General features: G+C 64.8%; 27 protein-coding genes and 1 tRNA gene. 21 read left to right on the top strand and 7 right to left on the bottom strand.

The window, feature by feature from the left end:
- Positions 1–66: 66 nt before the first annotated feature.
- Positions 67–912 (bottom strand): uroporphyrinogen-III synthase, encoded by an 846-nt coding sequence (locus tag QZL87_RS07670; RefSeq protein ID WP_295325954.1) that lies wholly within the window; start codon positions 910–912, stop codon positions 67–69.
- A gap of 530 nt (positions 913–1,442) precedes the next feature.
- On the opposite strand from QZL87_RS07670, the gene rnk reads away from it, so the two are divergent.
- The 8 genes from rnk to mnhG are packed head-to-tail and all read left to right on the top strand — an operon-like array spanning position 1,443 to position 8,868.
- Positions 1,443–1,847 (top strand): nucleoside diphosphate kinase regulator, encoded by a 405-nt coding sequence (gene rnk / locus QZL87_RS07665; protein ID WP_295325952.1) that lies wholly within the window; start codon positions 1,443–1,445, stop codon positions 1,845–1,847.
- 55 nt (positions 1,848–1,902) lie between these two features.
- Positions 1,903–2,778, top strand: coding sequence for a universal stress protein (locus tag QZL87_RS07660; protein ID WP_295325947.1), 876 nt, complete (start codon positions 1,903–1,905; stop codon positions 2,776–2,778).
- A 44-nt stretch (positions 2,779–2,822) separates the two neighbouring features.
- Positions 2,823–5,813, top strand: a complete 2,991-nt coding sequence (locus QZL87_RS07655; RefSeq protein ID WP_295325944.1) for a monovalent cation/H+ antiporter subunit A — start codon at positions 2,823–2,825, stop codon at positions 5,811–5,813.
- Positions 5,813–6,154, top strand: coding sequence for a Na+/H+ antiporter subunit C (locus QZL87_RS07650; protein WP_295325942.1), 342 nt, complete (start codon positions 5,813–5,815; stop codon positions 6,152–6,154). Before QZL87_RS07655 ends, QZL87_RS07650 begins: the two co-directional genes overlap by 1 nt.
- Complete coding sequence (locus QZL87_RS07645) at positions 6,151–7,749, top strand: monovalent cation/H+ antiporter subunit D (RefSeq protein ID WP_295325939.1); 1,599 nt, start codon at positions 6,151–6,153, stop codon at positions 7,747–7,749. The genes QZL87_RS07650 and QZL87_RS07645 overlap by 4 nt, the downstream gene beginning before the upstream one ends.
- Positions 7,746–8,228 (top strand): Na+/H+ antiporter subunit E, encoded by a 483-nt coding sequence (locus QZL87_RS07640; protein ID WP_295325936.1) that lies wholly within the window; start codon positions 7,746–7,748, stop codon positions 8,226–8,228. Before QZL87_RS07645 ends, QZL87_RS07640 begins: the two co-directional genes overlap by 4 nt.
- Positions 8,225–8,506, top strand: coding sequence for a K+/H+ antiporter subunit F (locus QZL87_RS07635; protein ID WP_295325932.1), 282 nt, complete (start codon positions 8,225–8,227; stop codon positions 8,504–8,506). The genes QZL87_RS07640 and QZL87_RS07635 overlap by 4 nt, the downstream gene beginning before the upstream one ends.
- Entirely contained in the window at positions 8,503–8,868 is a 366-nt protein-coding gene (gene mnhG, locus QZL87_RS07630) for a monovalent cation/H(+) antiporter subunit G (RefSeq protein ID WP_295325925.1), read from the top strand. The genes QZL87_RS07635 and mnhG overlap by 4 nt, the downstream gene beginning before the upstream one ends.
- Before the next feature lie 333 nt (positions 8,869–9,201).
- Here the strand turns inward: mnhG and QZL87_RS07625 are convergent, their stop codons facing one another.
- Positions 9,202–9,471 (bottom strand): hypothetical protein, encoded by a 270-nt coding sequence (locus QZL87_RS07625; RefSeq protein WP_295327174.1) that lies wholly within the window; start codon positions 9,469–9,471, stop codon positions 9,202–9,204.
- On the opposite strand from QZL87_RS07625, the gene QZL87_RS07620 reads away from it, so the two are divergent.
- The 4 genes from QZL87_RS07620 (at position 9,436) to QZL87_RS07605 (ending at position 10,430) form a co-directional block, all read left to right on the top strand.
- The gene (locus QZL87_RS07620; RefSeq protein ID WP_295326780.1) at positions 9,436–9,651 is read left to right on the top strand and encodes a hypothetical protein; all 216 of its coding nucleotides are present in this window, start codon (positions 9,436–9,438) and stop codon (positions 9,649–9,651) included. The two genes, QZL87_RS07625 and QZL87_RS07620, sit on opposite strands and share 36 nt — an antisense overlap.
- Positions 9,620–9,913 (top strand): TIR domain-containing protein, encoded by a 294-nt coding sequence (locus tag QZL87_RS07615; RefSeq protein WP_295325920.1) that lies wholly within the window; start codon positions 9,620–9,622, stop codon positions 9,911–9,913. Before QZL87_RS07620 ends, QZL87_RS07615 begins: the two co-directional genes overlap by 32 nt.
- Before the next feature lie 142 nt (positions 9,914–10,055).
- Positions 10,056–10,241 (top strand): hypothetical protein, encoded by a 186-nt coding sequence (locus QZL87_RS07610; RefSeq protein ID WP_295325917.1) that lies wholly within the window; start codon positions 10,056–10,058, stop codon positions 10,239–10,241.
- Positions 10,242–10,286: 45 nt separating this feature from the next.
- Positions 10,287–10,430: a hypothetical protein gene (locus QZL87_RS07605; protein WP_295325914.1), complete on the top strand. Its 144-nt coding sequence runs from the start codon at positions 10,287–10,289 to the stop codon at positions 10,428–10,430.
- A gap of 399 nt (positions 10,431–10,829) precedes the next feature.
- Here QZL87_RS07605 and QZL87_RS07600 read toward each other — a convergent pair.
- From QZL87_RS07600 to QZL87_RS07580, 5 genes are all read right to left on the bottom strand, one after another.
- A tRNA-Arg gene (locus QZL87_RS07600) sits at positions 10,830–10,906 on the bottom strand.
- A gap of 254 nt (positions 10,907–11,160) precedes the next feature.
- Positions 11,161–13,821 (bottom strand): pyruvate, phosphate dikinase, encoded by a 2,661-nt coding sequence (gene ppdK, locus QZL87_RS07595; protein WP_295325911.1) that lies wholly within the window; start codon positions 13,819–13,821, stop codon positions 11,161–11,163.
- 86 nt (positions 13,822–13,907) lie between these two features.
- On the bottom strand, positions 13,908–14,369 hold the full coding sequence (locus QZL87_RS07590; protein ID WP_295325908.1) for a hypothetical protein: 462 nt from the start codon (positions 14,367–14,369) through the stop codon (positions 13,908–13,910).
- Between the two features lie 15 nt (positions 14,370–14,384).
- Positions 14,385–16,556, bottom strand: a complete 2,172-nt coding sequence (glyS, locus tag QZL87_RS07585) for a glycine--tRNA ligase subunit beta (RefSeq protein WP_295325903.1) — start codon at positions 16,554–16,556, stop codon at positions 14,385–14,387.
- Positions 16,553–17,434, bottom strand: a complete 882-nt coding sequence (locus tag QZL87_RS07580; protein WP_295326777.1) for a glycine--tRNA ligase subunit alpha — start codon at positions 17,432–17,434, stop codon at positions 16,553–16,555. The genes glyS and QZL87_RS07580 overlap by 4 nt, the downstream gene beginning before the upstream one ends.
- A gap of 276 nt (positions 17,435–17,710) precedes the next feature.
- Between QZL87_RS07580 and QZL87_RS07575 the strand changes: the two genes are divergently transcribed.
- The 9 genes from QZL87_RS07575 to QZL87_RS07535 all read left to right on the top strand — a co-directional run bounded on the left by QZL87_RS07575 (position 17,711) and on the right by QZL87_RS07535 (position 25,794).
- A complete protein-coding gene (locus QZL87_RS07575) occupies positions 17,711–18,040 on the top strand; it encodes a UrcA family protein (RefSeq protein WP_295325896.1) in 330 nt (109 codons plus the stop codon).
- A 196-nt stretch (positions 18,041–18,236) separates the two neighbouring features.
- Positions 18,237–18,437, top strand: coding sequence for a helix-turn-helix transcriptional regulator (locus tag QZL87_RS07570; protein ID WP_058803043.1), 201 nt, complete (start codon positions 18,237–18,239; stop codon positions 18,435–18,437).
- A 4-nt stretch (positions 18,438–18,441) separates the two neighbouring features.
- The gene (locus QZL87_RS07565; protein ID WP_295325891.1) at positions 18,442–19,053 is read left to right on the top strand and encodes a hypothetical protein; all 612 of its coding nucleotides are present in this window, start codon (positions 18,442–18,444) and stop codon (positions 19,051–19,053) included.
- Positions 19,054–19,115: 62 nt separating this feature from the next.
- A complete protein-coding gene (locus tag QZL87_RS07560) occupies positions 19,116–20,054 on the top strand; it encodes a TraB/GumN family protein (protein WP_295325887.1) in 939 nt (312 codons plus the stop codon).
- Positions 20,055–20,107: 53 nt separating this feature from the next.
- Positions 20,108–20,950 carry a TraB/GumN family protein gene (locus tag QZL87_RS07555; RefSeq protein WP_295325884.1) on the top strand — a complete coding sequence of 281 codons (843 nt, stop codon included), beginning with the start codon at positions 20,108–20,110 and terminating at the stop codon, positions 20,948–20,950.
- 290 nt (positions 20,951–21,240) lie between these two features.
- Positions 21,241–21,879, top strand: coding sequence for a 50S ribosomal protein L25/general stress protein Ctc (locus QZL87_RS07550; RefSeq protein WP_295325880.1), 639 nt, complete (start codon positions 21,241–21,243; stop codon positions 21,877–21,879).
- Between the two features lie 65 nt (positions 21,880–21,944).
- Positions 21,945–22,514 carry an aminoacyl-tRNA hydrolase gene (gene pth / locus QZL87_RS07545; protein WP_295325875.1) on the top strand — a complete coding sequence of 190 codons (570 nt, stop codon included), beginning with the start codon at positions 21,945–21,947 and terminating at the stop codon, positions 22,512–22,514.
- A gap of 268 nt (positions 22,515–22,782) precedes the next feature.
- Positions 22,783–23,772 (top strand): SDR family oxidoreductase, encoded by a 990-nt coding sequence (locus QZL87_RS07540; RefSeq protein WP_295325871.1) that lies wholly within the window; start codon positions 22,783–22,785, stop codon positions 23,770–23,772.
- A 141-nt stretch (positions 23,773–23,913) separates the two neighbouring features.
- A complete protein-coding gene (locus QZL87_RS07535) occupies positions 23,914–25,794 on the top strand; it encodes an alkaline phosphatase PhoX (protein WP_295325861.1) in 1,881 nt (626 codons plus the stop codon).
- Positions 25,795–25,993 lie beyond the last annotated feature (199 nt).

The following is a 25,993-nucleotide window of genomic DNA, read 5'->3' as shown; positions in this document are numbered from 1 at the left end:
GCCGCTAAGGTTCGAGCAGCCGCACCCCGCGGCGTTGAACAGGCGAACAGGGTTGAATGGCGCCGATCATGACGGGGCCCCGTTGGCAAACCCGGGCCTCGCTGAAGCATGCAATTCGGCGGGATCGCCTCGCCCGCCACTCGGCGGCACGGCCAGCGAGGACCGCTCCTGTCGAAACAACGCGAGAAGCGACGCCTCGTCGGGGCGCTCGGCGACGTGAATTCGAACGCGCGGGAGTTGATGAAAGCAGGCCGCAACCGCCGCTGAGATACAATGAGCCGTGCCGGGCCAATCGGGCATCGCGGCGCGTATCAGCTCTGCGGCGTGACGGCCCGCCCGCGGCGAATGAATCAGGATCAGGTCGATCTTATCGAGGCCGCCGCAAACCCGGTCCAACTGGCGCGGGTCGCGTTCCCGGACGTCATAGACGGCGAGCTTTCGGACGCGAAATTCAGGCCGCAGCATGCCGGCGAGGTCGCCGGCCGTACGGAGGGCGCCGATATGGAGCAGGTCGGCACCGCCTTCGAACCCGGCCTCGATCGACCGGCAAAGGTCCCGCACATTGCCGCTCGCCGAAATGACGTTTCGATAGCCGCGTGCCCGCGCGAAACGCGCGCTATGATCCCCGACCGCGAATACCGGCAATCCTGCCAGGGCAGGAAAGAAGCGATGCAGCCGCACGCCGTTGAGGCTCGTGAATATGAGCGCGTCGGGAACAGCCGCGACCGCCCTAACCGCCAGCAGTTCGACGTCTAGCACCGGCGCTCCAATCGCCTCATATCCTGCTGCGGCAAGACGCTTTACGGTAAGCCGGTTGAACGGCTCGGTCCGGGTAACCCAGACCCGCTTGCCAGTCATACCGGTTCCAGCACCGAGGCGGCGTTCCGCAGCTTCGGGCACAGAATTGTTCATGGAAAACTCCAGGCGCGCGAACGCCACTTTCGACCCGCGGGCTGCGGGTCACTACCTATCGAATGTGCGGAAAGCCGGCGGGCAATACCGGCATCGAGCCTCGGGGTCGGCGTCGACCTGCGCGTTAGGCAGACCGCAGCCGCGCCGAGGCCGACGCGCGCGTCAGCAGGCTGCCGGCATGGGCCAGGAAACGAAGTGCCGTTGAACACATCATGAAAAGCCGCATAGCATGAACGGGTGAAAGGGCAAAATCACGCCGGCCCTCCGTCGCGAACGCGCAGATTCCCGAATTCACCTGCGAAAGTGAATGGGCAGATCCCGGGCCTCGGGATTTGACTTCCGTCCGCGCAGCCCCCACCTTGCCGCCATGCAAATCTGCATTCGCCCGTCCTGCTTTCGCTTCTCTACGAGCACTCTTCTCGTCGGCTTCTAGCCCCGACCGCGGCGCGACACGGCCCCGGTTCGGGGCTGTAACAACCGAATATGACCGCGCCGCGCCGGCGCCCGTCCTATTTTGAAAGCGAAATCCGATGAAAACATCCAAGGCTGCGAAGCGGCCGCCAATCCATATGATCGATAGCGAAGCCGAATGCCTCTCCAATCTGGCGCTGGCCGTTGAAGAACGCCTCCCGGACGTGAGCGAGCTGTTGCTCGGCGAAATATCGCGAGCCGTCCTTCACAAGCGGGAACGCATGCCGGTCGACACGGTGACCATGCACTCACACATCGGCTTTGCCGACGAAGCGAGCGACCGCGAATATCGCTGCCAGCTCGTTTTTCCGAAGGACGCCGACATCGCGGAGAACAGGATATCCATTCTCACTCCGGTGGGGGCCGGGCTGATCGGACTGAAACCGGGACAGTCGATCCTGTGGCCGGACCGGGAAGGACGAAAACGCACGCTCACGGTCCGCACCGTCGAGCGCGCGGATTAGTGCAAAATGTCGGCGAAAACGGAACTGCAGAACGCTGTGCAGAGGGAGAAAGAAGATGGAACCAAAGGAACAGCGCTCGTTGCCGCAAACCATTCTTGTCGCCACCGACCTTAGCTGTCGGTGTGACCGTGCCCTCGACCGCGCGATTGCGCTGGCGGAAGAGTGGGGCGCGCGGTTGATCGCGGCGACCGTCGTCGAGCCGGACCCCGGGCATTTGCTGGAAGGAAGAGGACGAAGGCGCCGGACGACACCCGCCGGGCGCGCGCGACGGACGCTTCGGTCGCACCTGGCGGGCAGCGGTACCACCGCCGAAATCCTGGTAGCCGTCGGCGATCCCGCGACCGAACTCCAGGCGATCGCGGAGAAGGAGCATTGCGATCTGGTGGTTGCGGGTGTCGCGCGGAACGACATGCTCGGCAGCCTCCTGCTCGGCGGAACGGCCAAACGGTTGATCAAGAATCTCTCGATTCCCGTGCTGGTCGTCCACGATCGCCCCGCCGGCCCCTATCGCAACATCATCGTCGCGACCGATCGTTCGCAGGGAGCGCGCGAAGCCCTTCTCGTATCGGCAGCGCTTTTCCCGCGCGCGCGTCTCACGCTCTTCCACGCGCACGACCTTCCCGCCGCCGCGGGACTCGCCGCAGCCGCGCGCCCTCAAATCGATCATGACCTGCGGTCGCACATGCTCGCCGAGATCATCGCCGATCCGCGCGTGGGCACCGATCTCGCGGCCCGCCTCGACCTGATCGTCGAAACCGGCGCCGTGGAGCGACTGATCAGCGAGTTTGCCGAAGACCGCTTCGCGGACCTCACGGTCGTCGGAAGCCACGGCCATGGCGCTCTGTTCGAAGCGATCATCGGCAGCACCGAGCGGAAGTTGCTCGAAGGCCATTCGGGCGACCTTCTTGTCGTCAGCAGCGTCGACGGCTGAGAAACGTTCGCCGTGCCGGCTCCGGGACAGCCTGCGGCCTTGCCTTGGCGCGGCGGGCACCCCTAAGACGAAAATATCTTACCGCCAGCAGGAGCGCCCACTCACCGATGCACGACCCGCACTATCTGTTGGCCGTGGTGAGCCTTCCCTTCTGTGGCAGCGTGATTGCGGCGGCCTTGCCGCAGGCAGGGCGGAACTGGGCATCCGCCATCGCCGGGGCGATCGCGCTCGCGGGCGTTTTGCTGGTTGCCGCATTTTATCCGGCTGTCGCGGGGGGCGAGGTCGTGCGCCACGAGGCGTCGTGGCTGCCCTCGCTCGGTCTCCAGTTCACGCTGCGGCTCGACGGTTTCACATGGCTTTTCGCGCTCCTAGTCCTGACCATCGGCGCGCTCGTGATCCTCTATGCGCGCTATTACATGTCGCCGAAGGACCCGGTTCCGCGTTTCTTTGCCTTCCTCCAGGCTTTCATGGGTGCGATGCTGGGCATCGTCCTCTCCGGCAATCTGATTCAGCTCGCCTTTTTCTGGGAGCTGACCAGCCTCTTCTCCTTCCTGCTCATCGGGTATTGGCATCACAATCAGGCGGCCCGCGACGGAGCTCGAATGGCCCTGATCGTCACGGGCTTCGGCGGCGTCTGCATGCTCATCGGCTTCCTGCTGCTCGGACGGATCACCGGCAGCTATGACATCGACACCGTGCTGGCGGCAGGATCTATCATTCGCGCGCACGACGCCTATCTGCCGGTGTTGATCCTGATCCTGCTGGGCGCCTTCACGAAAAGCGCGCAAGTCCCGTTTCACTTCTGGCTGCCGCACGCCATGGCCGCGCCGACGCCCGTGTCGGCCTATCTCCATTCGGCGACGATGGTGAAGGCGGGCGTCTTCCTCCTCATTCTCCTGTGGCCCGTCCTGTCGGGAACCGAGAGCTGGTATCTGATCGTGACGACAGCCGGGCTCGCCACCTTGCTCGTCGGGGCATGGTCCGCGATCTTTCAGCAGGACCTCAAAGGACTGCTCGCCTATTCGACGATCAGCCATCTCGGGCTCATCACCCTGTTGCTAGGGCTTGGCAGCCCGCTCGCCGCGGTCGCTGCAATTTTTCACACCGTAAATCATGCGACCTTCAAGGCTTCGCTGTTCATGGCGGCGGGCATCATCGATCATGAAACGGGAACGCGCGACCTTCGGCGCCTAAGCGGTCTCGTGAAATTCATGCCGATCACCGCAACGCTCGCGATGGTCGCCGCGGCTGCGATGGCCGGCGTCCCACTGCTCAACGGTTTCCTGTCGAAGGAAATGTTTCTCGCCGAAGCTCTCGAGGCACACAGCGGAACGATCATCGACGCGGCCTTGCCCATTCTGGCGACGCTCGCGAGCGGCTTCAGCGTCTTTTATTCGATCCGCTTCATTCACCAGACATTCTTCGGCCCTCCACCCGTCGACCTTCCCCACACGCCTCACGAAGCGCCGCACTGGATGCGATTGCCGATCGAGATATTGGTGCTCGCCTGCCTGCTCGTCGGCACCCTGCCCGCGCTCACCATCGGACCCGTTCTCGCACTCGCGGTCGAGGCGGTGCTGGGCGAACGGACGCCGGCCTACAGCCTCGCCGTCTGGCACGGGTTCAACCCGCCGCTGCTGATGAGCCTCATCGCGCTGATCGGCGGAACGGTCGCCTATGCGCGCTTCGGCGCGCGCCTCAACGCGGTCGAACGCTCACCCGTGATCGGCCGCCTGAAGGCGCGGCGCACGTTCGAAGCCGCGCTGGCCGCCATCGTCGGCGCGGCACGTGCAATTCACGAATGGTCCGGCACCGCGAAATTGCAGGTCCAGTTGCGGCTTTTGGTCGGGACCGCGATCCTGCTGGGCGCCTTGCCGTTTCTTTTCCTGGGATACAGCCGCGGGCCCCAACCCATGACGCTGATCGATCCGGTCTTCGCGCTGCTGTGGATCATCGGCTGTCTCTGCGCGATCGGCGCGGCATGGCAGGCCAAATTCCATCGCCTCGTCGCCTTGTCGCTGATCGGCGGGGCAGGCCTCGCGACTTGCATCAGCTTCATCTGGCTCTCGGCCCCGGACCTGGGCCTGACGCAGTTGCTGGTAGAAATCGTCACGCTCGTGCTGCTCCTGCTCAGCCTTCGGTGGCTGCCGCTGCGCAAGCCCGATATCTGGCCCGAGGCGCGCACGCCGCTGATCGTCCGGCTGCGCCGTAGCCGCGACCTGCTGCTCGCGGTCTCGGGCGGCGCCGGAATGGCCGCGCTCTCCTATGCGATGATGAGCCGGCCCAACGTCGACAGCATATCGCGTTACTTCGTCGAGAACGCCTACCCCGAAGGGGGCGGCGCCAATGTCGTCAACGTCATCCTCGTCGATTTCCGCGGCTTCGACACGCTCGGCGAAATCACCGTTCTCTCGATCGTCGCACTGACGGTTTTCACGCTCCTCCGCCGTTTCAGGCCGGCACCGGAAAGCGTCGAATTGCCGCATCAGCAACAGCGCCAGAACGACTTCGACCGGGCCGAACAGGATCGTTCGCACGGCGACACGCTCGCCCATTATCTGTTCGTGCCGCGGATCATCATGCAATGGCTGTTTCCGGTGATCCTGACCTTTGCCATCTATCTACTGATGCGCGGGCATGACCTGCCGGGCGGCGGCTTCGCGGGCGGGGTGACCGCCTCGATCGCCATCCTCCTGCTCTATATGGCGGGCGGGACGCGCTGGGTCGAAGGGCGGCTGGATATCCGTCCGCTGCGATGGATCAGCTTCGGGCTGCTGCTCACGGTGGGCACCGGTCTTGCAGCATGGGTCGCGGGCTATCCCTTTCTCACCAGCTATTTCAGCTATCTGACGATCCCGCTGATCGGCGATATTCCGATCGCCAGCGCGCTGCTGTTCGATATCGGCGTCTTCGCTGTCGTCGTCGGAACGACCGTCCTTATCCTGATCGCGCTGGCGCACCAGTCGATCCGTTCGCCGCTCAAGAGGAAGGCGGACGACGAGCCGCAAGTGCGCGCGCCGGAAGGAGGAGGCTGATGGAAATCATCCTCTCGCTCGCCATCGGCATCCTCACCGCGTCGGGGCTCTGGCTCCTTTTCCGCCCGCGCACCTTCCAGGTCATATTGGGGCTGTCCCTGCTTTCCTACGCGGTCAATCTCTTCATCATCGCCGCGGGACGCCTGCGCACCGATGCGCCGCCGATCGTCGGCAAGGGAGCCGCAGACCCCGCGGCCTATGGCGATCCCTTGCCCCAGGCGCTGGTGTTGACGGCGATCGTCATCTCGTTCGCGACAACCGCGCTGCTCCTCGTCGTGCTGATGGCCTCGCGCGGCCTGACCGGTACCGACCATGTCGATGGAGAGGATGGAGAGACGTGAGGGGCTGGCTCGCGCATCTCATCATCGTGCCGATCCTGCTGCCGCTGGTGGCGAGCGCGCTCATGCTGTCGCTGGACGAGCGGCGGCGCGCCACCAAACGGACGCTCGGCCTCGGCGTCGCGGCCTTGCTGGTCGGGGTCGCGGGCGTGCTGCTATGGTCCGCCCGCGAAAGCGGCCCGGTGGCGTACCGGCTCGGCGACTGGCCCTCGCCCTTTGCGATCACGTTGGTCGCCGACCGTCTGTCGACCATGATGCTGCTGCTCACCAGCATCCTCGGCTTCACCTCTCTATTCTATGCCACCGCACGCTGGGACCGGTCGGGGCCCCGCTTCCACGCGCTGTTCCTGCTGCTCCTGATGGGAATCAACGGCGCCTTCCTGACCGGCGACATCTTCAATCTCTTCGTCTTTTTCGAGGTTCTGCTCGCCGCGTCCTATGGCCTCATCCTGCACGGGTCGGGCACCGAACGCACCAGCGCCAGCCTTCATTATATCGCGATCAATATCGCCGCATCGCTGCTGTTCCTGATCGGCGTTGCGCTCCTCTATTCGGTGACGGGCACGCTCAACATGGCCGACCTCGCGGTCAGCGTGAGTTCGGCGGCCGAAGAGAATCTGGCATTGCTGGAGGCCGGGGCGGCCATCCTCGGCGTCGCCTTTCTGGTCAAGGCCGGCATCTGGCCGCTCTGCTTCTGGCTGCCGCGAACCTACGCGGCCGCCTCGCCTCCGGTCGCGGCGGTGTTCGCCATCATGACCAAGGTGGGCATCTACATCATCCTGCGCCTGTCGTTCCTCCTCTTCGGAAAGGATTCGGGAGGAGCCGCGGGCTTTGCCAACGACGTGCTGCTCTATGGAGGGCTCGCGACCATGGTATTCGGCATCGTCGGCATCCTGGCCGCGCGCCAGCTGACCCGCATCGCGGGCCATTATGTCCTCGTGTCATCGGGCATCCTGCTCGCCGCGATCGGCATCGGCGGTGAAGCGCTCACGGCGGCGCTGCTCTTCTATCTCGTCAGTTCGACGCTGGCGGTCAGCGCGCTCTACCTCATCATCGAACCCGTCGAGCGCCACGCCGACGAGGAGGACATGATCGAGGGCATCGCCGAGCCGGTTTTCGACGACGAATATGTCGGCGCGATCGAGGACAGGGAGACCGAAGAAGGCGTTGTCATACCGGGGACGATCGCCATTCTGGGCGGCGGATTCATCTTTTGCTCCTTGCTCCTTGCCGGGCTTCCGCCGCTGTCGGGCTTCATCGCCAAATTCGCACTCATCGATGCCTTGTTCCGGCATGTCTCCATCGCGCCCTCGCAATGGATATTGATCGCCCTCATCATCCTGTCGGGGCTCGCGACGATGATCGCGATGACGCGCGCCGGGATCGATCGCCTCTGGACACCGGGCGAGGATTCGCCGCCGCGCCTCAGTCTGGTCGAGGTCACGCCGATCGGCCTGCTTCTCGCCGTGTGTCTGACGCTCATGCTTGCCGCCGGGCCCGTCATGGATTTCATGCAGGCGACGGCCGGGGCGCTCCACGACCCGGGCGGCTATGTCGAAGCCGCCGGCCCCGCAGCCAGCGCAGGCGACCAACAATGAGCCGCCTGTTTCCCTATCCGCTGCTGACCCTTGCGCTCTTCGCCATGTGGATTCTGCTCACGGGCTTCTCGCCGGGCCATGTGCTGCTCGGCGGTCTGGTCGCGGCGCTGGTGTCGCGCACCATGTTGTCGCTCAGGCCGGAACCCACCGGATTTCGGCCAAGCATGGCCGTGCTCCGCCTCGCGGGCATGGTTTCGGCCGATATCGTCCGGTCGAACATTGCGGTGGCGCGGATCGTTCTGTTCACACCGGCCGAGCGTCAATCGGGCTTCCTTCGTCTGCCGGTCGAACTCCGCAATCCCTATGCGCTCGCGGTGCTGGCGATCATCATCACCGCCACGCCCGGCACCTTATGGGTTCAGCATGACGCGCGCCGGCATGTCATCCTCATCCATGTTCTCGACCTTGTCGACGAAGAGGCCTGGATCCGCCTCATCAAGGATCGATACGAACGGCTGCTCCTGGAGATTTTCAAATGAGCACGCTGTTTCTCGCGCTCGTCATCACGACCTCGCAGATCATTCTCGGGCTTTCGATGCTTTGCGCAACCTATCGCATGATGCGGGGCCCGCGCGCGCAGGACCGGGTGCTGGGCCTCGACGCCCTCTATCTGGGAGCGATGCTGCTTCTCGTCACCTACGGCATACAGACCGGACGCACCTTATATTTCGAGGCCGCGCTCGCCATCGGCCTGCTCGGTTTCGCGGGCACGGTCGCGCTCGGCAAATTCCTCATGCGGGGGGAAGTGATCGAATGATACAGGGGCCGGACCTCCCTATCTGGGCAGCGATAATCGTCGGCCTGCTCCTGCTGACGGGCGCTACGATAACGCTCGTCGGCACGCTGGGCCTGCTCCGATTGAAGAGCTTTTACGAACGGGTGCATGCGCCGACGCTCGGCACGACGCTCGGCGTCATCCTGATACTCATGGCATCGATGGTCTGTTTTTCGGTGCTCCAGTCGCGCCCCGTCGTGCACGAAATATTGATCGGCCTCTTCGTGACGCTCACGACGCCAGTGACGCTAATGCTTCTCGCGCGGGCCGCCATCTATCGCGACCGAAGCGAGGGCACTATGCCCGTGCCGCAAGACGGCACAAACGGGAAACAGCGCGAATAAATGGCCGGCGCACGAACTGCTCCGCGGATTGGAGCTAAGGTCGAGGGAAAGCTGATCTGCCCCCTTTCTGAGTGGTCCAGAATCAATTACATTCTTGGATAACGAGGAGGCAAGGAATGCCGAGCAAGCAGCATCGCCCGGGAGAGATTATCGGCTAGCTACGTGAGGCGGAGGTTGTGCTTGCACATGGGGCGACGACTGCGGCAGCGACGGGTTCGAGCCGAGCACACCTTCCCGTTTGGTGATTGGTCGCGATACGGCTCATGTCGACAAACTGGTCAACCGCAAGAACAATCGCGGCGCCTCAGCCAGCCATTCCGGCCGCAGGCTCGTTTAAAATCTCCTCCTGACGCTATAGATCAGCGCGACTGCCACGTTCCAACCGAGAAACAGGATCTGCGTCGAGCGCGGCAGGCTGAGAAAGAGAAACAGGCAGCCTATGATCGCCGCCGGCCCGGTGATCCAGGCGAGCGGCGCGCGTCGACGCATTACCAGCATGGCGACCGCGACGCGGCGAACACAACGAGCGCCCCCCAACATGTTGACGACAAGGCCAGGCGCGACAAGCTGTGGACCGAATATCGGAACCGCATTCTCGATCATGCTGGGGTCGCGCTGTTCCTCTTCGGTAACAATGAGGAGTATGGGAGGACCGGGTCGGCCTCGGGTATGCAGCAGGAATGGGAGATCGCGCACGCGAAGGGCCTTGTCCTGCTCCTCGTTGGCGCCACGGGATCGCTCGCGAAGACGCTTGCCGAACTCGCGGCGGCCGACAACCTATGAACGCCCTTGGGTACTCCACGAGATCAAGCGCAGCCACGAACTCCGGAAAGGTCTGCTCGCGATCGATCTCTTCGGGGTCAAGTATCCGCAGACGGGGATCGGCACGCAGGGATCCAATCCGCTCAGCTATTGGCAAGAGACCGCAAACGGGGTCGAGAAGCCTTTCACCGCGCTCTGCAAGACCTACAGTTGGGTGAACGACGACGGCTATCGCAACATGCCGACGTGGATCGAGACGGCAGCCATCGCGGCGGGGCGCTGAGCAATGGCGATCCGGCAATCCGATCTCCTCGCCGCCGCGCGCACATCGACCGTCCGCGTCACCAAGGCGATGGTCGAGGAGGCGCAGCTACGCGGGCGCAAGACGGTCTTTCGCTGCCGCAGTCAACAAGGATGCCGAACTGGTGAAGGGCTTCGTGGAGATGCTGCACAAGGCAGGCTGGGATGCCTATGTCGACTGGATGGACTATGAGATGCCGGCGCGTCCCAACCGGCGCACGGCCGAGAATATCCAGAAGCGCATCCGCGAATCGACTTTCTTCATGTTCCTTGCGACGCAAAACTCGATGGCGTCGCGCTGCTACCCCTAGAAGATCGGCTATGCCGACGGCAAGAAGCCGATCTACAATATCTTCGTGGTGGCAACGCAGGACGCGGGAGGCACGACGCACGGAATCGAATATCTCGACCTCTATCGCCGGGTCGACTTTTCGACGCTTAACAGACTTGCAGCGTGGCGGCCCGGCACGGACAATGGCGTTGTCCTGGTCACCATCTAGCGATCGGCGCTGAGCGACCCAGAACCACCGCCGACTGGGTGTGGAACTGTCGGGTTTCACGGTGAAAACATCCTAGCATGGCATCGAGCGCAGCCTCAGCGAGGGATCGGACTGAAAAACGACACGGTTTTCAAAAATCTACTCGCTTCCAACAGAATCCCTCCCCGCCCCCCTGCCTTTCGCGCTGGCGCGCGACGCCGAGTTCGCTCTTTCCCGTCAGATGGGCCGCGACATCGTGCCGTCGTTCGGCTGATCGCGCCATCGAGTGCGCCGCGCCGCCGCGCTTGGCATGGGTACGGAAACCGAAGCCGGTCGGCCGATCATCCGGTGGGCCGCGAGCCGGTCAATCATGGAGAAAAAGGCTTCCCAGCCTGTCGAGCGACAATGGCGAGAAGGAAGTGGCGCACCCGGAGCGATTCGAACGCCCGACCCTCAGATTCGTAGTCTGATGCTCTATCCAGCTGAGCTACGGGTGCGTGGAGAGGCGCCTTTAAGGGCCAGTGCGCGGGGGCGCAACCCCCTATTTCAGCTTTGTGACCGCTCGGCAGGATTATTGGCCGCGGACGGCGTCCAGCACATGGTTTTTCACATGCTACAACGCAGCATCCGGGCCGGGCGGCCCCGCGATGCGAAGCGGCACGCCCGGTTCGGGCACAGCCGATCCCGCACGCGCGCCGACAATGATTCGAAACACCTGTCCGTCACTGCCCCGCCATCGCGGGGCAATGAGCTATTTTGCCTTCAGCGCCGCCTGCGCCGCCGCGAGGCGGGCGATGGGCACGCGGTAGGGCGAGGCGCTGACATAATCGAGCCCCGTCTTCTCGCAGAAATGGATGCTCGGCGCGTCACCGCCATGCTCGCCGCAAATGCCGAGCTTGATGCCCGCACGCGTCCCGCGCCCGCGCTCCGCCGCCAGCTCGATCAGCTGGCCGACACCCTCGACGTCGAGGCTGACGAACGGATCGGTGACGAAAATGCCCTTGTCGACATATTGGGTCAGGAAGCGGCCCGCGTCGTCGCGGCTGATGCCGATCGTCGTCTGGGTGAGGTCGTTGGTGCCGAAGCTGAAGAATTCAGCCGACTGCGCGATCTCGCCCGCCATCAGCGCGGCGCGCGGCAGTTCGATCATCGTGCCGACCAGATAGGCGATCTCGCGCCCCTTTTCGGCAAACACCGCCTTGGCGGCCGCCTCGACGACCGCTTTCATCAGGTCGAATTCGCGGCGTGTCGCGACGAGCGGGATCATCACCTCGGGGATCGGCGCCGCACCAGTTTCGGCAGCGACGTCGCACGCCGCCTCGAAAATCGCCCTCGCCTGCATTTCATAGATTTCGGGGTAAGTGACCCCTAGGCGACAGCCACGGTGGCCGAGCATCGGGTTGAATTCGTGTAGCTCGTTGGCGCGCGCTTTCAGCGCCTCGATCCCCACTCCCGCAGCAGCGGCGACGTCGGCGAAATCCTCCTCGCGCGTCGGCAGGAATTCGTGGAGCGGCGGGTCGAGCAGGCGGATCGTCACCGGCAGCCCCGCCATCACCCCGAAGATCGCGGCAAAGTCGCCGCGCTGTTCGGGCAGCAGCTTCGCGAGCGCGGCACGGCGCCCGTCCTCGCTGTCGGCGAGGATCATCTCGCGCACCGCGGTGATGCGCGCGGCGTCGAAGAACATATGCTCGGTGCGGCAGAGCCCGATACCCTCCGCGCCGAAGTCGCGCGCGACTTGAGCATCTTGGGGAGTTTCAGCATTGGTGCGCACCTTCATGCGGCGCACCTTGTCGGCCCAGCCCATCAGCGTGCCGAAATCACCGACGAGTTCGGGGAGCAGCGTCGGAACCTCGCCCGCCATCACTTCGCCGGTCGAGCCGTCGAGGGTCAGGATGTCGCCTTCGCGCAGTTCACGCCCGCCGACCCGCAGCACCCGCGCCGCGCCGTCGATCGACAGCCCGCCCGCGCCCGAGACGCAGGGGCGCCCCATGCCGCGCGCGACGACCGCCGCGTGGCTGGTCATCCCGCCGCGCGCGGTCAGGATGCCCTTTGCCGCATGCATACCGTGGATGTCCTCAGGCGACGTCTCGACGCGGACGAGGATCACCGCCTCGCCCATGCCCGCGGCCTTTTCGGCGCTGTCGGCGTCGAACATGATCTTGCCCGATGCCGCGCCGGGGCTCGCCGGGAGCCCCTTGGTGAGCACGTCGCGCGGCGCCTTGGGGTCGAGCGTCGGGTGGAGAAGCTGGTCGAGCGCGCCCGGATCGACGCGCTGCACCGCTTCCTCTTCGGAGATCAGCCCCTCGGCCGCCATTTCGACCGCGATGCGCAGCGCCGCCTTGGCGGTGCGCTTGCCCGAACGCGTCTGAAGCATCCAGAGCGTCCCGCGTTCGACGGTGAACTCGATGTCCTGCATGTCGCGATAATGATTTTCGAGCGTGTCGAAGACGCGGCCGAGTTCACCGAAGGTCTCGGGCATCGCTTCTTCCATCGACAGCGGCTTGGCGCCCGCCTTCTCGCGCGCTTGTCTTGTCAGATATTGCGGCGTGCGGATGCCCGCGACGACGTCCTCGCCCTGCGCGTTGATCAGCCACTCACCGTACCAAGCCCGCTCGCCGGTCGCGGGGTCGCGCGTGAACGCCACACCCGTCGCCGAGGTGTCGCCCATATTGCCGAACACCATCGCCTGCACATTGACTGCGGTGCCCCATTCACCGGGAATCGAGTTGAGGCGGCGATAGACTTTCGCGCGGTCGCTTTCCCAGCTCGCGAACACGGCGCCGATCGCGCCCCACAGCTGGTCCTTGGGCTCCTGCGGAAAGGGCGCGCCGGTCTCGCGCTCGACGATCGCCTGATAATCCTTGACCAGCGCCTGCCAGTCTTCAGCCCCCATCTCAGTGTCGAGATATAAGCCCTTGTCCTCCTTTGCGATTTCCAGCGCTTCCTCGAACTCGGCATGGTCGAGGCCCATGACGACGTCGGCATACATCTGGACGAAGCGGCGATAGCTATCCCACGCGAAGCGCGGATCGCCCGACGCTTCGGCAAGGCCGACGACGGTCTGGTCGTTGAGCCCGAGGTTGAGGACGGTGTCCATCATGCCGGGCATCGACACGCGCGCGCCCGAGCGGACCGAAACGAGCAGCGGATCGGCGGGATCGCCGAAGGCCTTGCCGGTGATCCCCTCGATATGCGCGATGCCCGCGGCGACATCCTCGACCAGCCCGACCGGGAACTGCTCGTCATTGGCGTAATAAGCGGTGCAGACGTCGGTAGTGATCGTAAAACCCGGCGGGACCGGCAGGCCGATCGAGGCCATTTCGGCGAGGTTCGCCCCCTTGCCGCCCAGCAATTCCTTCGAGCGTTCGGCCGTCGTGGCCGCGCCGCCGAACAAATGCACCATCTTCGTCATCATATGCTCCTGCTGCCCCGGGGAGGAGGTTGCGGCTGGATAGTGGCGGTTCCCCGCCGGGTCGATTCAGTTTTCCTTTAGCGGCATCAGGCAGCGTTGCCTGTACCGAAAGCTTGCCATCGTTCGGCAACCGCGCGCGCCGACTGGCCGCGCATCGCGAGCGTCGGCGCGTCGGCACGAAAGGTCAGCCGCGTGCCGCCGTTCAGAAATCCCTTGCGAACATCCGCCTTCGCGATCTGGTCCCAGCGGATATACACCAGCGGGTGAAACAGCCGGAAGAGCAGCTGCGGACGCATGTAGAAACCGCGCGGGTCGATCCAGACGTTCACGCAATTACCGTAGTTCGCGATCGTGAAGAACGAATCACCGATCGACATCGACTGCGAGCCGTAGCGCTGGGCGTCGGAGGGCACAGGGCGATCGAACGCGAAACGCGCGGCAAGCGCCGACCAGCCCATCCAGGAAATGATGCGCATCACGAGCACCCACATCGCGACAAAGAAGACCGGGAACAGAAAGGCCAGCCAGACAGGAAAGTCCTGCTTCATTGCCCGGGCCTCTCCCTAGCCCTCGATCTTCGAGAAATCGGCCACGCCATGCACCGCGCCGGTAAATCGCGCGAGCAGGCCGAGGCGATAGGCGCGGACCGCTTCGTCGGGGTCGTTGACCATCACGCCGTCGAAAAAGGCGTCGATCGGCGCGCGGAGGCTCGCGAGCGCGGCCATCGCGTCGGTGAAGCGTTCCTCGGCAACCGCGGCGGTGGCGGCAGGCTCGGCGGCGTCGAGTGCGGCGAGCAAGGCCCGATCCACATCCGTCGCCCCCGCGAAGGCGGGGGCCGTTGTCGTGGGAGCAATACCACCAGCGGTCCCCGCCTTCGCGGGGACGACGTCTTTTTCCGCCTGCTTCAATATATTCGCCGCGCGCTTGTAACCCGCGAGCAGGTTGGTGCCGTCCTCGGTCGCCATGAACGCCTGCAACGCCTTCACGCGCGCGAGCAAGCGCACGAGATCATCCTCGCCGCCGAGCGCGAACACCGCGTCGATCAAGTCGTGCCGAACACCGGCTTCGCGCTGCTGAACCTTGAGGCGGTCGGCGAAGAAGTCTGCGATTTGTTTGGCCGTTTCGGACTTTCGGCCATCAATCATTTCCTGTGCTTTGCCCTTCGGCATCGCGTGGAGGTTACCGTCTCTCATTTTGAGAAGCGTTCCACGTTTGAAAGCATCGAACGACGCACTGGAAAGCACACGGACGATCTCTAATCGAAGCTCATTCGTTTGCAAAAGGGCGAGGATACCCAAGGCCGCCCGCCGAAGTGCAAAGGGATCTTTCGAGCCTGTCGGAAACTCCTCAATCGCGAAGAACGCCGAGATAGTATCCAGCTTGTCCGCCAACGCCACGGCCACCGTCACCGGCGCCGTCGGCACGTCATCGCCCTGCCCGACCGGCTTGTAATGGTCGCGGATCGCGTCGGCGACCACGTCAGGCAGGCCTTCGGCGCGGGCGTAGTAGCCGCCCATCAGGCCCTGCAGTTCGGGGAATTCGCCGACCATTTCGGTGACGAGGTCGGCCTTCGCTAGTTCCGCCGCCTGCCGCGCGAGTGCGGGATCGCAGTTCGGGACGATGCCTTCGCTCGCCAGCCATTCGGCGAGCTTGGCGACGCGCTCGACCTTGTCGGCGACGGTGCCGAGCTTTTCGTGGAAGGTGATGTTCGCGAGCTTTTCGGCGTGCTCGGCGAGCGTCTTTTTCTGGTCCTGTTCCCAGAAGAAGCGCGCGTCGGACAGCCGCGCCGCCAGCACCTTGCGGTTGCCCGCGACGATCTCGGCGCCGCCGTCGCTCGCGTCGATGTTCGCGGTGCAGATGAAACCGTTGGCGAGCTTGCCGTCGGCGCCATTCACGACGAAATATTTCTGGTTCACGCGCGCCGTCAACTGAATGACTTCGGGCGGCACTTCCAGAAACGCCTCGTCGAAACGGCCGAGCAGCGGCACCGGCCATTCAGTGAGGCCAGCATTCTCGATCACCAGTCCCTCATCCTCGACGAGACTCAGTCCCGCATCGGCCGCGGCTTTCGCAGCGCCGTCGCGGACGATCGCCTGCCGTTCCTCATGGTCGACGATGACATGGCAGGCGCGCAGCTTTTCGGCATAGTCCGCAGCCGAACCGATCGTGATCTCGCCCGGGCAATGGAAGCGGTGGCCCCGCGTCGCGAAACCGCTCACGATGCCGCCGATCTCGCACGGCACCAGTTCCTCGCCAAAGATCGCGACGATGCCCGACAGCGGACGCACCCAGCGCAGGCTTTCGCTGCTTTGGCTTTCCTTGCCCCAGCGCATCGACTTGGGCCAGGCAAAGGCGCGGACGATCGCGGGGATCGCCTCGGCGAGCACCTCGGCGGTCGCGCGGCCGGGTTTGTCGATCACGGCGAAATACACGCCCTCGCGATCCTCGAGCTGGTCCTGCGTCAGGCCGGTCTTGCGCAGGAAGCCTTCGAGCGCCTGCGGCGGCGCGCTGGTGCGCGGGCCTTTCAGTTCCTCGCTGACCGCGGCGGTCGCGTCGGGCAAATCCCTTGCGATCAACGCAAGGCGGCGCGGGGTCGACCAGATGGTAAGGTCGCCCGTTTCGAGGCCCGCGGCCGACAATTGCGCGCGGAACAGCTTTTCGAGCTCGGCGCGCGCACCCGCCTGCATCCGCGCCGGGATTTCCTCGCTGCGTAGTTCGAGAAGAAAGTCGGTCACAGCGTCCACCCCGGATATTTTGCGGTCCAGTTTTCGGACTGGCTGTCGATCCACGCCTTGCAACTGCCCTTCGCGAGATCGCGGACGCGCGCCATATAATTGGCGCGTTCCTGTACGCTGATCACGCCGCGCGCCTGCAGCAGGTTGAACAAATGGCTCGCCTCGATCGCCTGGTCATAGGCAGCCAAAGGCACGCCCGCGTCGATCGCGCGCTTGCACTCTTCCTCGGCGGCCTTGAAGCCCGCGAACAGGCTGTCGGTGTCGGCAACCTCGAAATTCCACTTCGAGAATTGCCGTTCGTTTTCAAGGAAGACGTCGCCATAGCTCACGCCGGGCACGTCGCCGACCGCGTCGGAGAAGCGCAGGTCGTACACATTGTCGACATTCTGGATATACATGGCGAGGCGTTCGAGCCCGTAAGTGAGTTCGCCCGCGACGGGCTTGCAGTCAAAGCCGCCCATTTGCTGGAAATAGGTGAACTGGGTGACTTCCATGCCGTTGAGCCAGACTTCCCAGCCCAGGCCCCACGCGCCCAGCGTGGGGTTTTCCCAGTCGTCTTCGACGAAGCGGATGTCGTGGAGCAGCGGGTCGATGCCGATCGCGGCGAGGCTGCCCAGATATTGCTCCTGCAGGTCCGCGGGCGAGGGTTTGAGGATCACCTGATACTGATAATAATGCTGGAGGCGGTTCGGGTTCTCGCCATAGCGGCCATCGGTCGGGCGGCGGCTCGGCTGGACATAGGCGACGTTCCACGGCTCGGGGCCGAGGCTGCGCAGCGTCGTCGCGGGGTGAAAGGTCCCCGCCCCCACCCGCATGTCATAGGGCTGCAAAATCGCGCAGCCGCGCGCGCTCCAGTAATTGTGCAGCGTCAGGATCATGTCCTGAAAGCTGAGTGGTGTCTTGTCCGCCCCGTCGGCCACGGCCGCAATCCCTTCGCAGGTGCAAAAATCGCCGCCGCATTGGCCCAGCGGCGGCGCATGGTCAAGGCTTCCCGCCGCTCGCCACGGCGCGAAAATATCCGCTTTAGTCAGGTCTCCAAAACTTTTTGTAAGGTGTTGTTGACATAGTCAGCGAATCGCGACATATAGTCATGGATACCTGACATAATGACAGGCTGAGTTAACCACGACCCGCCCGATTCCAGGAGAATGGATATGATGACCCGCACGCTGACCCTCGCCCTCTCGCTCGCCGCCATTGCAACGCCCGCTGTTGCCGCCGAGAGCGAAAACGCCACTGTCGAAGTCCGCATCGATGACCTCGACCTGACCCGCATCGCCGATCGCGAACGACTCGACACCCGCATCAAGACCGCCGCGCGCAGCGTTTGCCGCTCGGGCCGTCGCGGCGCTGCCGAGTGGGCTCACCAGTCGGCATGCACGTCGAGTGCGATCGAGAAAGCCGGACTGCAGGCCGAACGCGCCGTCGCGCAGGCACAGAACGGAACACAGCTCGCACTGCTGATGATCGATACCGCCCGGTAACAATGAATCTGGACGACTTCGCTCGCGCCGTCGCTCCCCGGTGACGGCTGGCGACTTGGGCTGGAGCGCCCGCCATGGGACGGCGCTCCAGTCCCTTGTCCCGGCGAAGACCCGATCCAGATATTTGCCCAACCCCGACATATGATGTCTATGGGAAACCCACGGTCCTTCGGATGGACATGCTGGCGAGGCGCCGATGAACAACAAGTTGAAAGTGCTGCGCGCGATGCGAAACTGGAGCCAGGCGGAACTCGCCGACCGGCTCGACGTCTCGCGGCAGGCGGTGAATGCGATCGAAACGGGGAAATACGACCCGTCGCTGCCGCTCGCCTTCAAGCTCGCGCGGCTGTTCGAAATGCCGATCGAGGAGATTTTCGATGACGGCCATGAGGGATAAGATAATGGCGAATGATCCACAGAACCGTCCAGCGCCCGGCATGGGCTGGCCGGTTGCCATCTTCATCGGCACCGCAATGCTCGCCGGCGGCTTTGCCGGTTACAGCAGCACCGCGGCCGAAACCGGCGGCCCGGCGCTTTCCCCCTGGATCGGCGCCTTGATCGCGATCACACTGGGCGTCGCAGCCTTCGGCTTCTATGTCCGCCGCCATGCCGACTGGTTCCGCAGCTGGTCGCCGCGCAAGCGGCTCTATTGGGTGAGCGTCGTCCTGGCGGGCACGCTCGGCATGGTGTCGGCCATCATGTTGCAGGCCGACGGCAACACCGACTTGTTCGACAATGGCGCGCTGGCTCCCTCCATTGCGATTGGGCTGTCGGCGCTGTGGGTGGTCGGGCTCGTCGTATCGTTGATCATCTATCACCGCACGGTCGACGATCATGAACGCCATGCCTATCACCTGGGTGCGCTCGCGGGCTTCTATGCCTTTGTGTTCCCATGCCCGGCGTGGTGGGTTCTGTCGCGTGCCGAACTTGCACCGCCGGTCGAAGCGATGCCGTTGTTCGTGCTGTCGATGGTCGCCAATGCGGTCGTTTATTTCTGGTTCAAATTCCGTTGATACCTCATTTCCCTTTCACCCCCTCCGAAGCCACAAGAACCGAATCGAAAGGTGATTCCCCGATGAAGACCTGGTTCAAGACGCTTGTCGCCACCTGCGCCGTCATCCCCTTCGCCCAATGCGCTATGCTGCCCGGCACCAATGCCGTCCGCGCTGCCGAGCCCGCCACGGCGGCCGCCCCCGCGACCACCGACGCCGACCCCGCGCTGTGGGTGGTGAAGGACGACGACACGACGATCTATCTTTTCGGCACCGTCCATGTGCTGAAGCCCGGCCTCGGCTGGTTCGACGAGGCGGTGAAGACCGCGCTCGAGACATCCGACCAGTTGATGCTCGAAATGGTGATGCCCGAGGATCAGGCCGAGGTCGCGAAGACCATGATGCCGCTGGCGCTCGACCAGAGCGGCAAGACGCTGTCGTCGCGGCTCAATCCCGATCAGCTTGCAGCCTATCAGGCCGCGATGGCGAGCGTCGGCCTGCCCGCCGCGCAGTTCGACAAGTTCGAGCCGTGGTTTCCGGCGATCACCCTGTCGGTGCTGCCGCTGACCAAGCTCGGCTATGATCCCGAGCAAGGTGCCGAAAAGCAGCTGACCGGCTTTGCGAAGGCGGCGGGCAAGCCGGTTTCGGGGCTCGAAACCTTCGCCGAACAGCTTGGCTTTTTCGACACGCTGCCCGAAACGCAGCAGGTCGCCTTTCTCGACGCAGTGGTGAAGGACCTCGACCAACTGGGGCCGCAACTCGACAAAATGGTCGTCCTGTGGGCGAAGGGCGACCCCGACGGGCTCGCCACCGCGATGAACGAGAGCCTGGCCGCGACGCCCGAACTCGCGAAAACATTGCTCTGGGATCGCAACGCGCGCTGGGCGGACAAGCTGAAGGCGCGGATGGACCAGCCGGGGACCGTTTTCGTCGCAGTCGGCGCCGGGCATCTCGCGGGCGAGCACAGCGTGCAGGATTATCTGAAGGAACGTGGTCTCACGGTGAAGCGGGTCGAATATTGAGGCGACCCGCCCCCCGGCCCGGACAATGGGGCCGCCGCCTTGCGGCGGCCCTTTTGCCGCTTCTGCTGACGGCCTGCGGCACCGCCGAGCCGGGCCCCGAAGCGCGCCCGGCAATGTGGCTCGTCGCGGACGCGGATACGAGAATCTATATTCTCGGCACGATGCACGCGTTGCCGCGCGGCACCGATTGGGATGGGGGCCGCGTGGAAGACGCGATCGAGGCCGCCGACGAACTGATCCTGGAACTGTCGCCCGCCGAACTCGACGCCGCGGGCGCGATATTCAGGAAACTCGCTCCGCGCGACGCCCCGCTCGCGATCGAGGCGCGCCTCTCCGGCAAGGCGCTGACCGGCTTTCGCGCGCTCGAAGCGAGCGGCCGCGGCTTTGGCGAGGAAGGGCTGGACGATTGGGCGGTGATGGTCCTGATGGGCCAGCGCGTCGCGCAAAATGCCGGCCTGTCCTCGGCCGACGGCGTCGAGACGGGTCTCGCCAAAAAGTTCAAGGCCGCGGGCAAGCCGATCGCCGGCTTTGAAACCGCGCGCGAACAGCTGATGCTGTTCGAAACGCTCGACCCGCATACCCAGCGCATCCTGCTCACGCGGGCGGCTGAGGAAGCGGACGGTGCGGTGGAGCAGGTCGGGGCGCTGACCGCAGCGTGGGGGCGCGGCGATGTCGCCGCGCTCGAAAAGCTGATCAACGAGGACATCGACGCCGTGCCCGCGGCGCGCAAGGCGATCATCACCGACCGCAACCGGCGCTGGAGCGCATGGGTGAAGCGGCGGATGGAACGGCCGGGGACGGTGCTGATGGCGGTGGGCGCTGGGCATCTGGTCGGAAGCGACGGCGTTCCGGCGAGGCTGGAAGCGGACGGACTGACGGTGACGCGGGCGCAGTGATTTGCGCAGTGTCCGCCTTGGGGTGGGAAAAACCCTTCCCAACATTCGTCATTCCCGCGAAAGCAGGAACCCAGTGTGGAGTCAGCCGACGCACGCTCTGGGTTCCTGCTTTCGCGGGAATGACGAAGTTATGAGATGCTCGGCGTCCGCTCCCGGCGCAAACCCGCCATCTCTCCCTTCCACCGCCAACACTTGCAATTCCACCGCTTCCCCGCTAAGCGCCGCGGCTTCCGTCATGGTCATCCCTGGAGGCGTGGCGGAGCTGTGCAACTGTTTCTCGGAGAAATATTATGAGCGATCAGCTGACGCTGACGGCCGAGACGCGGACGCGCGGAGGCAAGGGAGCCTCGCGTGAACTGCGTCGTGAAGGTCGTGTCCCCGCCGTTGTCTATGGCGGCAAGGAAGAACCCCTGATGATCCACGTCGAAGAAAAGCTGCTGATGAAGCAGCTGATGACGGGTCACTTCATGAACTCGGTCGTGATGATCGAAGTCGGCGGCAAGGCCATCCGTACGCTGCCCAAGGACGTCGCTTTCCACCCGGTCAAGGATCGCCCGATCCACGCCGATTTCCTGCGCATCGCCAAGGACGCCAAGGTCCAGGTCGCGGTGCCGGTCTCGTTCCAGAACGAAGAAGCCTCGCCCGGCCTGAAGCGCGGCGGCGTGCTCAACATCGTTCGCCACGAGCTGGAACTCGTCTGCGACGCGGACAAGATTCCCGACGAGATCGCGATCGACGTGACCGGCTTCGACGTCGGCGATTCGATCCACATCAGCAACGTCGCCCTGCCCAAGGGCGTCGAAAGCGCGATCACCGACCGCGACTTCACCATCGCCACCATCGTCGCCCCGTCGGCGCTCAAGTCGAGCGACGGCGACACGACGAAGGATGACGGCGAAGAAGCCGCCGCCGAAGGCGAAGAAGCCTAAGCATTCCGGACCGCCCCTCCCTTGGCGGGAGGGGCGTTTCCGCCAGACCCGGGAAAGGCACCGCCATGCAGCTCTGGGTCGGCCTCGGCAATCCCGGGCCCAAATATGCGATGCACCGTCACAATGTCGGCTTCATGGCCGCCGACGTCATCGCCGACTTCTACGACTTCCCTGCCCCGGCCAAGAAATTCCAGGGCTGGATCCAGGAAGGCCGTATCGGATCGCAGCGCATCCTGCTGCTCAAACCCGGCACCTTCATGAACGAAAGCGGGCGCAGCGTGCGCGCCGCGCTCGATTTCTACAAGTTGACGCCGCAGGACGTCACCGCCTTCTACGACGAACTCGACCTCGCGCCGATGAAGGTCAAGGTGAAGCAGGGCGGCGGGGCGGCGGGCCACAACGGCATCCGCAGCATGATCAGCCACATCGGCGAGGATTTCCGCCGCATACGCATCGGCATCGGCCATCCGGGGCACAAGGACCGCGTGACGGGCCACGTCCTCGGCAATTATCATAAGAGCGAAATGGAGCCGCTGATCGACCTGCTCGGCGCGATCGCCGCCGAAGCGAAATGGCTCGCCGACGGCGACGAGGTGCGGTTTCAGAGCGACCTTGCGCTGCGATTGCAGGGATGAGGCGGCGGCGCGGCGGGTTTCGGGCGGAAGCTGTCGTTATCTCCCCTCCCGCTTGCGGGAGGGGCTGGGGGTGGGCAGCGACGTTGCGATTGCCCACCCCGCTGCAACTAGCGAACAAGTTCGCAAGTTTCGCTGCCCCTCCCGCCTGCGGGAGGGGAAACCACCTCAACTCCTAAACGTCGTCAATCCACCCCAAAGCGGCTTCGGAACACCGATTTGGCGAAGCGGCCGAACTAAGGCATGATCCGCTCCCGAAAGGAGCCTTCCCATGCCCGATCGCCACACCCCCAATCGCCGCCAGCTCATCGCGGGCGCCGCCGCGCTGACCGCCGCCGCCCCCGCGCTGCTTCGCGCCGCAACGCCCGCCCCCTCGCTGAAAGGCCGCACCGTGCTGATCACCGGCTGTTCGAGCGGTTTCGGCCGCATCGGCGCGCTGCTCTATGCCAGCCTCGGCGCGAAGGTGATCGCAACGATGCGCAACATGCCGCGGCCCGAGGCAGAAAGCCTCGCGACCGAAGCCGCGAAAGACGGGCTGGACCTCCATATCGTCGAGATCGACGTCACCGACGATGCCTCGGTCGCGGCGGGGACGGCGAAGGCGCTCGAACTCGCGGGCGGCCGCATCGACACGCTCGTCAACAATGCCGGCATCGGCATCACCGGGCCGGTCGAGGTGCAGGACATGGAGGCGACGAAGCTGATCTTCGAAACCAACATTCTTGGCATCCATCGCATGGTTCGCGCGCTCCTCCCACAGATGCGCGCGGCGAAAAGCGGGCAAATCTTCAACATCTCGTCGCAGCTCGGCCGCGTGATCGTGCCCGGCGGCGGCCATTATTCGGCGACCAAATTCGCGGTCGAGGCCTTGTCCGAACAGCTCGCCTATGAACTGGTCCCGCACGGGATCGACGTGACGATCATCCAGCCGGGCGGCTATCCCACAAAGGTCTGGGTCAATCGCAACATCTATACCGGCGCGCTGAAGGAGCGGAGCGATCCCGCGCTGCTCGACGCCTATGCCCCCTTCACGCGCGGCATGGGGACCGAGGACGGCAGCGGACGCAGCGCCAACCCGGCCGACGTGCCGCGCGCGATCGCCGCGATCATGGCGATGCCGGCGGGCAAGCGTCCGCTGCGCCGCGCGGTCCATCCGGGCAACAAGCCGCAGGAAGCGATCAACCGCGTGTCGGCCGAAGTCCAGCTCGCCTGGCTCGGCGGCGGCGGGCTCGGGCCGCTGGTCAAGGCGGTCCACGACTGATCCGTCACATGACCGTCATATAAGTCATTGCAATTCGACGCTTTCAAGCCACGCGACTGAAACGAACCTCTGCAATCGGTGCGCCACCTCCAAACCGGGACAATCGAGTCCCGGGGCTCAACCGAAAAACAGGGGAACTGCATGTCACATCTTACCGACAAAGCCCGTGCGCCTTATCGCGGCGAAACCGGCGGCCTTCCGGGTCCCGACAGCCTCGAGGCGATCGTCGCCGAGAATCCGACGCGCCGCACGCTGCTGCGGAACGGCCTGTTCGGCCTGTCGGTGATTCCGGCGATGGCGCTCGCGGCCTGCGACGACGACGGCAACCCGATCGTCACGGTCCCGCCCACGCCGACGCCGACCCCGTCGCCGACCCCCACCCCGACCCCGCCGCCGAGCTTCGCCGCCACCTTTGCCGCGGTCGCCGCGAACCAGGACGACCGGGTGACGGTGCCCGACGGCTATACCGTCGACGTGCTGCTGAAAGCGGGCGATTCGGTCGAAGCCGGCACCGCCTATTCGGGCAGCTTCCCCGCGAGCCCGGCAGTCGCCGAGAAATGGGCGGGCGGCAATCATGACGGCATGGAATATTTCGCGCTTCCCGACGTCGACGCCAACACGCGCGGGCTCCTCGCGATGAATTATGAATTTCCCGACTTCAACATCCTGATGGCGGGCAGCTACGACGCCGCGACGGCCAGCGCCGACCAGAAGGCGATCGCGCTGTCGGCGGTCGGCATCGGCGTCGTCGAGGTCGCCAAGGGCAGCGACGGCAAATGGACCGTGCAGGCCGGATCGACCTATAACCGCCGCTACACCGGCAACAGCAGCTATCGCGCCGGCGGCCCCGCCGCGGGACTGCTCTCGGGCAGCATCAAGGGGATGCTCAACAATTGTTCGAGCGGACGCACGCCGTGGAACACCTACCTCACCTGCGAAGAGACGATGGACAATTATCTCGACCCGACGCAGCCCGAGACCAACTATGGCTGGGTGGTCGAGATCGACCCGCTGCGCGAACTCGCGGCGCCGACGAAGCGCACCGCGATGGGCCGCTTCAATCACGAGAATGTCGCCTTCATGGCGAATGCCGACCGCCGCGTCGCTTTCTATATGGGCGACGATACGACGCCGGGGTGCATCTATAAGTTCGTTCCCGACCGCGCCTATAGCGACACCAACCGCGCCGCGAACACCGACCTGCTCGACTATGGCACGCTCTATGTCGCGCGCTTCAACGGCGACGGCACGGGCGAATGGCGCGCGCTGGCCGTGGGCGAGAACGGCCTGACCGCCGGCGCGTCGGATCCGGGTAACGTCAGCCAGAGCGAGACGCCGCCGGCGCCGACGACGGTCGATTTCAACAATCAGGCCGACGTGCTGATCAAATGCCAGCAGGCGGCGCGCGTCGCGGGCGGCACGGTGATGGACCGCCCCGAATGGCTGACCGTCGCGCCCGACAACAGCGCGATTTTCTGCACCCTGACCAACAACAGCGGCCGCCGCGTCACCGATCCCGCCAACCCGCGGATCCGGAATCTGCACGGTCATATCCTGAAGTTCAGCGAAGAAGGCGATTCGCCGCTGGCGACCAGTTTCAGCTGGGAAATCTTCCTGACCGCCGGCGATCCGTCGCTCGCGGCGGGCGGCAGCAATCTGGTCGGCGACATCGACGGCGACACCTTTTCCAGCCCCGACGGCCTGCGCATCGACCCCGAAGGCCGCATGTGGGTGCAGACCGATCACAGCGTCCCGGGCAATTCGGGCGTCGACGGCACGACGATCGACCAGGCCTTCGGCCACAATGCGATGTTCTATGTCGATCAGCAGAACAAGCAGTCGAAACGCTTCCTTGTCGGGCCGCTCGGCTGCGAGATCACGGGACTGGCCTATACGCCCGACCTCACGACCTTCTTCGTCAACATCCAGCATCCGACCGGCGACTGGCCGGTCGCAGGCGAGCAGCCGCGATCGTCGACGATCGTCGTGCGCCGCACCGACAACCAGCCGGTCGGCAACTGATCGCGGACGAATATCCGGGAGTGAAAAAGCCGTGTGCTCCCGCGAAGGCGGGAGCCCATCACCAGCCGGCGCCATTTCGAGCCGGCCGGTGATGGGTCAGTATCGGGTTGACCATGCCCGCATGGTCAAGGATCGTCCGGGGGACGATCCGACCCGATGCTCCTTCGCGGAGACACATGCCGGGAGCTAGCCCCGCGCT

Origin of the sequence: uncultured Sphingopyxis sp. (assembly GCF_900078365.1) — a bacterium.
Classification (GTDB): domain Bacteria; phylum Pseudomonadota; class Alphaproteobacteria; order Sphingomonadales; family Sphingomonadaceae; genus Sphingopyxis.
The sequence above is the reverse complement of the archived record's forward strand: the minus strand, read 5'-3'. Positions and strand labels throughout refer to the sequence as shown.